Below are 9,540 nucleotides of genomic sequence, written 5' to 3' on the forward strand. Positions count from 1 at the left end.
ATTGCCGGTCGGATTAGGGGCCACGCGCGGCCTCCGCGTTCTGCGCCTTCGGCGGACCGATCTCGGCGGTCAGGGTGAAGCGGTCGCGGCTGGTCGCCGGATCGGGCTGGACCGCGCCGGTCAACGCCGGCGAGCGCCACAGCTTGGTGCCTTGCAACTTGCCGATCAGCGAGGACGCCTCGCGGCTGAGGCCGATCATCAACAGGCTCTCGTCTTCGATCGCGAGTTTTTCCAGATAAGTGGTGTCGGGCATGCGCCGGCTGAGTTCGTCGATGATTTCCACCGTGCTCGGGCGCGCGGCGCGGGTGCGGTCGAGGAAGGCCTGGCCTTCGATCAGGTCGACCATCTGCTGGCGCTGGGTCGCGGCCTGGCGCGCGGCGTTGGCGTTCTTGGCGATGGTCTGCTGCAGGGTCTTGATCGCGTCGCTGCGGTTTTCCAGCACCTGCCACATCGCCGCGGCGAGCGCGAAGATCGCGACCGCGGCCAGGGCCAGATTCCAGAACCGGAACGGATCGCTGCGGGTGCGGCGCTGAGCCGGCGGCAGCAGGTTCACGCCGAGCGGGACGCCGTCGGTGCCGGACACTTCGATGCCGGCCAGGGTCGAGGCCAGCGGCCCGATCGCGGTCAGCTGCGGGTCCAGCGACTGACGCGGCACCGCGACCAGTTCGGCATCGAGCTGACCGTCGCTGTCGCGGCGGCCGATCACGCGGGCGTCGAATGCGACCGCGTCGGCGGTGAACGGGGTCTGGCGGTCGATTTCGAACCCGACCACATCGCGCAGGCGTTCGGCCGCGGCCGCGGGCAGGGTCAGACGCCGGCGCAGACTGGCGGCCGGCGGCAGCAGCAGCCAGCGCGGCAGATCGCCGATGCGCGGCGGCAACAGCGGCGCCAGCGGATCGGCGACGACCGCTTCGCCGGCGACGTTGAGGGCCGCCAGGCTGGGCAGCACCGCCAGATCGCGCAGCTCTCCGGCCTGCTGCAGGCGCAGATGGACCTGATCGCCGTCGACCTGCAACAACAATCGGCCACGGTCCACGCCCAAGGCCTGGCGCGCGCGCAGCGGCAGCCAGGACGCGAGCGTGCGTCCCCACCATGAGAAAAAGCCGCCCGCTCCGGGTGCAAGCCGCGCGCTAAGACTTCTCAACCGGTTGTTGCCCAACCGGCCTTCGGCAACCTGCGAGTTCATCGTGATGAAGCTCCCTCCTCCCAACGTAGCGGGGTGTATGGCAGTCCTGGAACCGCCCCCCCTCCCGCTCGCACGACCACCCGCAACACCGATTCGCGGCCATCCGCTAGCCGTGCACGGCTGTCGATACTATAGGTGCCGCTGCGTTCGCCGACGAGACCGCCGCCGACGCCATCGCCTCCGGCACCCGGCAATTGTGATCCCGGCTGGTTTCTTTCGCGTTGTCGTACCAAGTCGTTTCCGTTCAACCCCATAGCATCGAGCACTTCCTTGGACGCGAACGCCTGTTCGGGCCGGGTGCGTCCGCTGTAAACCGTGACGTGCGGCGCGATACGTTCATACAGCGGCGGGGTGAAGCCCAGTACCTGTTCCAGTTCGGCCACGCTTTCGAACTCCGCATCCTTGGCGCCGTAAGGCCGTCCCGCCGATGCGTAGTCGGCATCCTCGGCGCCGCCGGCGGGCTGGGTCAGCGTGTCGGCGTCGCGCCAGTCGATGATCGCCCCGGCCAGTCGCGCCGCTTCGGACTGCTCCAGCTTGCCGGCGCCCTGCAACAGCGAGGTCAGCAAGGCGGCGTCGGCCTGATTGAGATCGATCTTGCCGTTCTCGTCGACGATCTTGATCTCCAACTGCGCATCGGCGTAACGCCAGCGGTGCGGGCGGCCGTCGGGCTGCCACTGCAGTTTCTGATCGGTGATCGCCACCCGGATCAGCGAGTATTCCAGCCCGGCGCGCGCGGCGTTCTGCGCCACCAGTCCGCGCACCATTACCCGGCCCTGCAGATTCTCGGTGCGCGCGGTCAGGGAGAACGCGCCGATCAGCGCGGTCAGCAAGGCGACCAACCAGAGCACCAAAAGAAGCGCCGCACCGCGCGTCTTCTTAGAAGCGACAACTCTCCCATCGCCCGCACCGCAAGTTCTCTCAAAAACGACACTCACCCCATCCCCGGCATCCAAGCCACCACGCCCGCGGCGCGTCCTGCAAGCATCCGGGGAAACCATGACGTTATCCATCACAGCTCCGGCACGAAGCCGCCGCCGGAGGCGCTGGCCAACGGTAGCGAGACCACCAGCGGCGGCCAGGCGCGGCCGTCGCGATCGGTCAGGGTGACTTCGACGAACAGCGGCAATTGCTCGGGCGTGGGCCAACGTTCCTGCCACTCGCCCAGTTCGCCGCGCTGCGGATCGAGCGAGCGATAGCGAAAGCGCGCCGACTTGAGCCCTTCGACCAGCAGCTCCGGCGGCCGTTCGCGTTCGTCCTTGATGGTCTCGCCGGCCAGCACCATCGACAGTTGCAGCACGATCCGCGCTTGATCGCCATCGCTCTCGATCGCGAAATCGTGCAGATAGGGGCCGCCTTGCCCCAGGTAATCGGGCAGATCGGCGACGAAACGCAGGCGATCGGGCTCGCCGACGAAGCGCTGCGGCACCGCGGTGCTCTGATCGAAGGCGAACGGGATCGGCCGGGTCGCGGCGATGCGCTTGCGCAAGAAACCCTCGACCGCGCGCTCGCGCTCGCTGCGCTGAGCCAGCGACTCGCCGCGCGTGGCGGTCTTGGTCGCCGCCGTCAACGTCGCGAAAGCCAGGGCCAGACCGGCCACCAGCAAGACCATCGCCAGCAGCACTTCGATCAAGGTGAAGCCGCGCGAGGACGCACCGCGCGCGCGACGGATCGGCGCGGCGCAGCTCATAACGACACCTCGTTGGAGGCGTTGCTGCTGCGCAGGGTGCGCAGGAACAGACGCCGGGCCGGGCCGCCATCGCCCCACTCCACCGCCAGTTGCACTTCGAACAGGCGCATCGCGTTGGGATCGATCGGCTGGTTGGAAGCCGGCAGCGAATCGCGCCACGGGGCGATGCCGAGCGTCCAGCGATAGCGTCCGTTCTCGAAATCGCCGCTGCGCTGGCCCGGCTTGATCGGCTGACCCACGCCGACCTGATCCATCAGCGATTGCGCGTACAGCGCGGCGCGACCGGCGTCGCTGGACCAGCGCACCTGCCTGGCCGCACCCGACAAGGTGCCGAGCAGCAAGGTCAGCGCCATCGCCAGCAAGGCGAACGCGACGATCACTTCCAGCAGCGTATAGCCGCGCTGGCGCGACGGCGACGACGCGCGAGACAGCCCAGCCCCGCCTCGCGGACGCGAGGATGCAATGAGCGATGACCCGCGCGGCGCGCTCATCGCGGCGCCTCGCCACGCTTGAGCCTGACTTCGCCGGTCAACCAGGCGACGTCGACGTTCCACGCCGCCTGCTTGGCGCTGAGCTTGACCCGCCCGCCGGTGGAGGCGCCGTCGGCGAAGAACTGGATCGCGCCTTCGCCGCGGCGCGGCTGCACTTCGCGCGCGCCAGTGAAGACGATGCCGATCGACCTGGGAATATCGCCGCTGCGCCCGTTCGGCGCGGTCCAGGTGTGGGCGCCGGGATCGATGATGAATTTCTGCGAGCGGCCGGTCGCGATCGCCTGGCTGCGGGTGTAGCGCAACTGCGCGGCGATTTCCTTGGAGGCCGAACGCAATTGCATGCCGGCGACGCCGCCGTTCATGGTGGCCATGGTCAGCACGCCTATCGCGGCGATCAGCACGATCACGATCAGCAGTTCCAACAACGACACGCCGCGTTGCGCGCTCGGGCCGGCGTGTCCCGGCGCAAAAACGTTGGCGGCGTGCGATGCGACGGATGCCCCGCCCAGCGCGACGCGCGCAGCCGCGGCCTGCGCCTCGGCTCGTCCCTCGCGCCCTCCTCGGGCGGAGGGCTCGTAGCGTCGGCGCATCATCGCGGGGTGGCTCAGTTCTTGATGTCGGCGTCGGTGCTGCTGCCGCCGGTCTTTCCGTCCTTACCCAGACTGATCAGGTCGAAAGGACCGCTCTCGCCCGGCTGACGGTAGTCGATCGGACGGCCCCACGGATCCTTCAGTTCCCCCTCGTTGGCGTACGGACCGAGCCAGCCGCTCGCGTCGGCGGGCTGCTTGGTCAGTTCTTCGAGCGTGCTGGGCAAACGGCCGGTGTCCATCTGGAACTGATCGATCTTGCTGGCCAAGGTCTTCACTTGCGCCTGTCCGAGCTTGAAGTCTGCGCGGTCCTTGCCGCCGATCACCCGGCTGCCAACGAAGGCAAGCACCGCGCCGATCAGCACGATCACGATGATGATTTCGATCAGGCTCATGCCCTGCTGGCGGCGGGCGGGGGACGGGGAGCGGGTCTTGGAGCGGAGGTTACGCATCGTCGTCGTCATCCGTAGAGGTGGGTTACTGGTTCGCGCCCGCGCGAAGCGGACGTTGTCGAGGGGGCGCAGCGCGGCCTGGGTCAACTGAAGCGTCAACGTCCGGCGAGCGCGGATGGGGTTGCAAGGATTCTGTTCCGCGCCGATTGCCAAAGTTCGCCGGAATCGCCCCGACCCGGTGCCCGGTACAGCCTGCGTTCAACGCCGCTGCATGAACAGGCGGAAGGACGTGACGCAGGGCGGCAATTGCACGGCCGGGCCGAGGCGGGGCCGGGTTTTTCGTCGCGGCGAAGGGGTGCGGGCGCGGGGTCGCGGCTTCGGGGTACAGGCGCTGGCGCTGGCGCTGGGTCTGGGCTTCGGGGCACAGGCGCTGGCGCTTGATCTCGGCTTCGGGATGCGGGCGCGGGGACGGGAGGTTCTTCGCGGCGACTGGGTACAAGCGCGGTCTTGTCATGGTCAGCCGATTGAGTTGGTAAGGTCGTAAAGCGGCAACAGCACCGCCATCACGACGCCGCCGACGATACCGGCCAGGACCACGGTGACGATCGGCACCAGCGCCGCCAACATGCGGTCCAGGGCCATCGCCGTTTCCTGCTCGAACGTCTCGGCGGTCTTCATCAGCATCGCATCGAGCGCGCCGGATTCCTCGCCGACCTGGATCATCTGCAGGGCCAGACGCGGAAAGCGCTTGCCCTTGGACAACGCGGTCGACAGCGCCACGCCGTTCTTGACCTCTTCGGCGGCCGCGTCGACGTCGGCGGCCAGCACCCGGTTGTTGAGCACGTTGCGGCCGATGCCGATCGCGGTCATCAGCGGCACGCCGTTGCGCACCAGGGTGCCCAATGTGCGCGCCAGCCGCGCGGTCTCGATCTTGCCGATCAGCGCGCCGACGAACTTGCGCTTGAGCAGCCACGCATCGAGCGCCTCGCGGAACACCGGATCGCGGCGCTTGCGATCGAACCACAGGATCGCCAGCGCCGGGATCGCGATCAGCACGACCCACCATCCGCGCACGAACAGCCCCAGCCACAGGATCACCCGGGTGAACATCGGCAATTCTGCGTTCAGGCTTTCGTACATCGCGCCGAACTGCGGCACCACGTAACCGAGCAGAAACAACAGGCTGGCGCCGACCATGCACAGCAGGATCGCCGGATAGATCAACGCGTTGATCACCTTGCCCTGCAACAGCCTGCTGCGTTCCAGATAGTCGTCGAGCCGCGACAGAGTCTCGTGCAGATTGCCGCCGGCCTCGCCGGCGCGGACCATGTTGATGTACAAGCGCGAGAACGTACCGTGCTGGCGCTCCAGCGCCACCGACAACGAGGTGCCGCCGCGCACGGCATCGCGGATGTCGGCGACCGTGCTCTTGGCGGTTTCGTCTTCGGGCAGGTCCAGCAGGATCGTCAGCGCACGGTCCAGCGGCTGACCGGCGCCGAGCAGGGTCGACAGCTGCTGGGTGAACTGGCCCAGCCGCGCGCCGGTGAACGGCTTGGGCTTGAACAGCGCCTTCCACGACGAGGACGCGCCCGCCTCCGAGGCCAGCTTGGCCTCGACCGGCAGATGCCCCTGTTCCTGCAGGCGCTGCACGACCTCGGCGTTGCTGGCGGCCTCCATCTGGCCATCGAGCAACTCGCCGCGGGCGTTAAGTGCTTTGTAGTGGAACACAGGCATGTGTCTATCCGATCCGATCCCAATGGCGCAGGCGAGGGCCGCCGTTCGCCGTCAATCCAGTTTTTCGTTCAACGCCGTCACGATCTCGCCGATATAACCTTCCAGCTTCTTTTTCTCCAGCATCTGGCTGGTCGAGCCGGCGATCGAGACGATCGATCCGCCGTCGCCGGATTCGTACACCACCAAGAACAACTCCGCGCCGAAACTGAAGGCGCTGGTCGGCGTCTTGGCCTGCAGATAGGCGGTGGGCTTGAGCCCGGCCTCGCCGGCCTTCGCCCAGGCTTCCTTGTCGGTGCTGCGGCCGGTGAAGCCGCGGGTGTTGGCGAACATGCCGTGGTTCTTCTTCGGCAGTTCAGCGCCCTCGTACAGCACTTTCCATTTCTTCTCGGCGAGGAAGGCCTTGGCCGCGGCCGCGACGTCCTCGGACTTGGCCTGAAACACCAGACTGCCGCCCGGATCGAACTCCTGGGTGGAAATCGTCTTCGCCCCTAGCCCGGCCTGGGCCCACGACGCGACCACCAGCAACCCCAGACACACCAGCGCCTGCATCCAACGTTTCATCGACTCTCTCCTTGTTGTCGTCGTTGTCGAACAATCCGCGCGCAAGCGAGCCGCTCCGCGCGATCACGCATCCTCGGTCACCCGCAACACTTCCTCGATCGTGGTCAACCCGGCCATCGCCTTGACGATGCCGTCCTCGTACATGGTGCGCATGTTCGCGGTCTCGCGCGCGATCTGCTCGATCTCGCCCATGCCGGCGTGACGCATCACCGCGCGGCGCAGCTCGTCGTTCATGACCAAAAATTCCATGATCGTGGTGCGCCCGTGATAGCCGCTGGGCGCGGCCGCCGACGGACGCGGACGATACAGACAGATCTCGCCCTCGGGTTGGTAACGGCGCAGGCTGAATTTTTCGATCTCTTCCGGCGAGGCCGGGTACTTCTCGGCGTGGGTCGGTTCGAGCCTGCGCACCAGCCGCTGGGCCAGGATGCCGTTGATGGTCGAGGTCAGCAGATAGTCTTCCACGCCCATGTCGAGCAAGCGGGTGATGCCGCCGGCGGCGTTGTTGGTGTGCAGCGTGCTGAGTACCAAGTGACCGGTCAGCGCCGACTGGATCGCGATCTTGCACGTCTCCAGATCGCGCATTTCGCCGATCATGATGATGTCCGGATCCTGTCGAACGATCGAGCGCAGCGCGTGGGCGAAGTCCAGGCCGATCTGCGGCTTGGCCTGGATCTGGTTGATGCCCTCGATCTGGTACTCGACCGGGTCCTCGACGGTGATGATCTTGACGTCGCTGGTGTTGAGCTTGCTCAGCGCGGTGTACAGCGTGGTGGTCTTGCCCGAGCCGGTCGGGCCGGTCACCAGCATGATCCCGTGCGGCTGGTCCAGCACCTTCTGGAACTGCGGCAGGAACTCGTCGGTGAAGCCGAGCTTGTAGAAGTCGAACACCACCGTTTCGCGATCGAGCAATCGCATCACCACCGACTCGCCGTGCGCGGTCGGCACCGTGCTCACACGCAGGTCGAGCTCCTTGCCCTGCACGCGCAGCATGATGCGGCCGTCCTGCGGCAAGCGGCGCTCGGCGATGTTGAGCTTGGACATGATCTTGATGCGGCTGATCACCGCCGCGGTGAGATTGGCCGGCGGGCTTTCGCCCTCGGCCAGCACGCCGTCGATGCGGTAACGCACTTTCAGGCGGTTTTCGAACGGTTCGATGTGGATGTCCGAAGCGCGCAGCTCGACCGCACGCTGGATCACCAGGTTCACCAGGCGGATGACCGGCGCTTCGGAGGCGAGGTCGCGCAGATGCTCGACATCGTCCATATCGCCCGAGCCCTCGCCCTCGGCGGTCTCGACGATCGCGCCCATCGCGCTGCGGCCCTGGCCGTGCCAACGCTCGATCAGATCGCCGATTTCCGAGCGCAGCGCCACATAGGGCTTGATCTCGCGCTGGGTGGCCAGACGCAGCGCGTCCATCTGATAGGCGTCCTGCGGATCGGCCATCAGCACCTCGACGGTGCGCTCGCTCTCGCCGACCGGGCAGACCGCGAACTGCTTCATGAACTTGGGCGTCAGCACCACCCCCTCGGGCGGCAGCTCCGGCGCGTCCTTGATGCTGACCAGCGGCAGGTCCAAGGCGGCGGCGACGGTCTCGGCGTGGTCGCGCTCGGAGACCAGCCCCAGCCGCGAAAGCAGCGCCAGCAGGCTGCCGCCGGTTTCCTCCTGCAGCCGTCGCGCGCGCGCGAGGTCGGGCTCCTTGAGTCGGCCTTTGGCCACCAGGGTATCGACGATGCGGGCGTCGACCGCCGCCTGGATGGATTCGACAGAACCCGCCACGACCGGAGCGGAGCCGCTGGCCGTGCTGGATTCACTGGATGTCTGAGCTACTGCGTTCACGTCACCCTCCTGCGCGTGAACCCTGGACTTTAGCAGTTTCGTTCACGGTCTCTACCAGACTCCGGCGAGCCGATTCGGTTCCTTGGCTGGGGGTTTGGCCGGCAAATTTCCCCGATCCTGTCGGCGTCCTGTCTCGCAAGATCGGATTCAGGAGGGAAATGTGGAAAGACTGTTGGGGCTGTCACATTTCCGACTCGTGTGCCGGGAAGTGCATTCGTCGATACGTCCTGACGCGCATGGGGGCCCGGTTCAGGGAGCGAACACCGGGCCGTCGACCACCTGCCAACGCACACCGCTCAGGCTCATTGCCGCATAAGTAGGCGCCAGATGGACACCCTCTTGTTGCCTGCACACAGATCACCAGATCGTGGGCAAAAATTACGATTGCAAAAAAGCACAAGCACACTTTGCGCCTACAGCGATCAATCTGGCAGGTCCGCCTTCCTTTCCACGAAGACGCACCACCGCCCCAACTTAATACCCAGAAAAACCGAAACCACCAGAACAGACCAATCGATCAACCAGAGCTGGGAATGAGGATTTGATCCACCAATTGCAAACAGCAGCGCAACACCCAGGATCTCCTGCAATACAACCACAGCAAAGGCGTGAACATATAGAAACTTCACCTGCACTTGAGCGAGCCTTGCGAACAGCGCAATCACAATGATTGCATCCAGCAAATAGCTCACCAAGTATCCAGAAAAAACCTCGGAAGTAAGCTCCTCGCCCCCAGCCGGGCCCGGAGCAACGAAACTAACGAGCACTCTCAGCACAAGGAGAATAAGCGCAAACAAAATTACTCTAATAATATTCACGGCACTTCTCAAAGATTGAAAAAAACAGACCTATCGCTTGTCACGCAGACTTGTGGACTCCGACTGCTTCACAGCCTCTGACTTACCACCCGCAGCCTTTCCAGAGGAGCCGCTCCCTCTAGGGAAGGTCTTATATGGGCGCCTCCGGGAAAGCAAGCCGTTGATCGGATGATGGTCAGATAGCAGGACTGCGGTCTTATATCCGGCCTGTTGTGCGGCGCGAATGCCCGCTGGCCCTGATGGAT

General features: G+C 65.8%; 10 protein-coding genes. All 10 read right to left on the reverse strand.

The genetic code is table 11. The features are described 5' to 3' along the window. Positions 1-13 precede the first annotated feature (13 nt). Entirely contained in the window at positions 14-1,186 is a 1,173-nt protein-coding gene (locus tag ACTOWJ_RS28035; RefSeq protein ID WP_441337927.1) for a PilN domain-containing protein, read from the reverse strand. After that, complete coding sequence (locus ACTOWJ_RS28040) at positions 1,183-2,199, reverse strand: general secretion pathway protein GspK (protein WP_441337928.1); 1,017 nt, start codon at positions 2,197-2,199, stop codon at positions 1,183-1,185. Before ACTOWJ_RS28040 ends, ACTOWJ_RS28035 begins: the two co-directional genes overlap by 4 nt. Beyond that, positions 2,196-2,873, reverse strand: coding sequence for a prepilin-type N-terminal cleavage/methylation domain-containing protein (locus ACTOWJ_RS28045; protein WP_441337929.1), 678 nt, complete (start codon positions 2,871-2,873; stop codon positions 2,196-2,198). The genes ACTOWJ_RS28040 and ACTOWJ_RS28045 overlap by 4 nt, the downstream gene beginning before the upstream one ends. Beyond that, complete coding sequence (gene xpsI / locus ACTOWJ_RS28050; protein ID WP_441337930.1) at positions 2,870-3,364, reverse strand: type II secretion system protein XpsI; 495 nt, start codon at positions 3,362-3,364, stop codon at positions 2,870-2,872. The genes ACTOWJ_RS28045 and xpsI overlap by 4 nt, the downstream gene beginning before the upstream one ends. Further along, positions 3,361-3,873, reverse strand: coding sequence for a type II secretion system protein XpsH (xpsH, locus tag ACTOWJ_RS28055; protein WP_441337937.1), 513 nt, complete (start codon positions 3,871-3,873; stop codon positions 3,361-3,363). Before xpsH ends, xpsI begins: the two co-directional genes overlap by 4 nt. 95 nt (positions 3,874-3,968) lie before the next feature. Next, positions 3,969-4,403, reverse strand: a complete 435-nt coding sequence (gene gspG / locus ACTOWJ_RS28060; protein ID WP_441337931.1) for a type II secretion system major pseudopilin GspG — start codon at positions 4,401-4,403, stop codon at positions 3,969-3,971. Between the two features lie 456 nt (positions 4,404-4,859). Next, entirely contained in the window at positions 4,860-6,077 is a 1,218-nt protein-coding gene (gene xpsF / locus ACTOWJ_RS28065) for a type II secretion system protein XpsF (protein ID WP_441337932.1), read from the reverse strand. 51 nt (positions 6,078-6,128) lie between these two features. Continuing rightward, positions 6,129-6,638: a hypothetical protein gene (locus tag ACTOWJ_RS28070; protein ID WP_441337933.1), complete on the reverse strand. Its 510-nt coding sequence runs from the start codon at positions 6,636-6,638 to the stop codon at positions 6,129-6,131. A 63-nt stretch (positions 6,639-6,701) separates the two neighbouring features. Continuing rightward, the gene (gene gspE / locus ACTOWJ_RS28075; RefSeq protein WP_441337938.1) at positions 6,702-8,417 is read right to left on the reverse strand and encodes a type II secretion system ATPase GspE; all 1,716 of its coding nucleotides are present in this window, start codon (positions 8,415-8,417) and stop codon (positions 6,702-6,704) included. A gap of 482 nt (positions 8,418-8,899) precedes the next feature. Further along, entirely contained in the window at positions 8,900-9,169 is a 270-nt protein-coding gene (locus ACTOWJ_RS28080) for a hypothetical protein (RefSeq protein ID WP_441337934.1), read from the reverse strand. Between the last annotated feature and the right edge of the window lie 371 nt (positions 9,170-9,540).

The organism is Lysobacter sp. CA199 (assembly GCF_052078715.1).
GTDB lineage: Bacteria > Pseudomonadota > Gammaproteobacteria > Xanthomonadales > Xanthomonadaceae > Lysobacter.